Annotated in this window: 1 rRNA gene; it reads right to left on the bottom strand. The window is 46.5% G+C overall.

The window, feature by feature from the left end:
* Nucleotides 1–1,753 (bottom strand): 23S ribosomal RNA (locus T367_RS0118245); the annotation flags it as partial.

The following is a 1,753-nucleotide window of genomic DNA, read 5'->3' as shown; positions in this document are numbered from 1 at the left end:
TCAATGTGAACCTATAGTAAAGGTGCACGGGGTCTTTCCGTCCCGTTGCGGGTAATCGGCATCTTCACCGATACTACAATTTCACCGAGCTCATGGCCGAGACAGTGCCCAGATCGTTACACCATTCGTGCAGGTCGGAACTTACCCGACAAGGAATTTCGCTACCTTAGGACCGTTATAGTTACGGCCGCCGTTTACTGGGGCTTCAATTCAGACCTTCTCCGAAGATAAGCCCTCCTCTTAACCTTCCAGCACCGGGCAGGTGTCAGACCCTATACATCATCTTTCGATTTCGCAGAGTCCTGTGTTTTTGATAAACAGTCGCCTGGGCCTATTCACTGCGGCCCATCCGAAGATGGGCGTCTCTTCTCCCGAAGTTACGAGACCATTTTGCCTAGTTCCTTAGCCATGAATCACTCGAGCACCTTAGTATTCTCTACTTGACTACCTGTGTCGGTTTGCGGTACGAGTAGTTAATATCTGAAGCTTAGAGGTTTTTCTTGGGAGCATGATTAGGGTCATATCTAATTGTCTAAAAGACGCTTAGTACTATCAGGTTCAACTCATCAGCGGATTTGCCTACTGAATCAACGTCTACACCCTTTAACGCGGACTTCCGTCACCGCGCAGACCTTTCACTTCTCCGTCACCCCATCGCAATATTAACTAGTACAGGAATATTAACCTGTTTTCCATCGATATCTCCTTTCGGATTAACCTTAGGTCCCGACTAACCCTCAGTCGATTAACGTAGCTGAGGAAACCTTAGTCTATTGGTGAGCAGGTTTCTCGCCTGCTTTATCGTTACTTATGCCTACATTTGCTTTTCTGTACACTCCACAATACCTTACAGTACTGCTTCAACGCAGAACAGAATGCTCCCCTACCACTGTATAATTTAATATACAATCCATAGCTTCGGTAATATACTTATGCCCGATTATTATCCACGCGCGATCACTCGACTAGTGAGCTGTTACGCACTCTTTAAATGAATGGCTGCTTCCAAGCCAACATCCTAGCTGTCAAAGTAATCACACAACGTTAAAACAACTTAGTATATATTTAGGGACCTTAGCTGATGGTCTGGGTTCTTTCCCTCTCGGACATGGACCTTAGCACCCATGCCCTCACTGCTGAGCATATGTCATAGCATTCGGAGTTTGTCAGGGTTTGGTAGGCGGTGAAGCCCCCTAGCCCTATCAGTAGCTCTACCTCTATGACACTATATTCTCAACGCTGCACCTAAATGCATTTCGGGGAGTACGAGCTATTTCCTGGTTTGATTGGCCTTTCACCCCTACCCACAGTTCATCTGAACACTTTTCAACGTATATCAGTTCGGTCCTCCATTCCGTATTACCGGAACTTCAACCTGACCATGGGTAGATCACCAGGTTTCGCGTCTACCCCCGCTAACTTTATCGCCCTATTAAGACTTGCTTTCGCTTCGGCTACGTATCTTAAATACTTAACCTTGCTAACGAGGAGTAACTCGTAGGCTCATTATGCAAAAGGCACGCCGTCACCCGAAGGCTCCGACCGCTTGTAAGCATATGGTTTCAGGATCTATTTCACTCCCTTATTCAGGGTGCTTTTCACCTTTCCCTCACGGTACTTGTTCACTATCGGTCTCTCAGAAGTATTTAGCCTTACCAGATGGTTCTGGCAGATTCAGACAGGATTACACATGTCCCGCCCTACTCAGGATACTACTAGGTATAAAAACTATTTCATGTACGGGACTATCACC

The sequence above is a fragment of the Crocinitomix catalasitica ATCC 23190 genome, from assembly GCF_000621625.1.
Classification (GTDB): domain Bacteria; phylum Bacteroidota; class Bacteroidia; order Flavobacteriales_D; family Crocinitomicaceae; genus Crocinitomix; species Crocinitomix catalasitica.
This window is presented reverse-complemented; position numbering and strand designations above follow the sequence as displayed.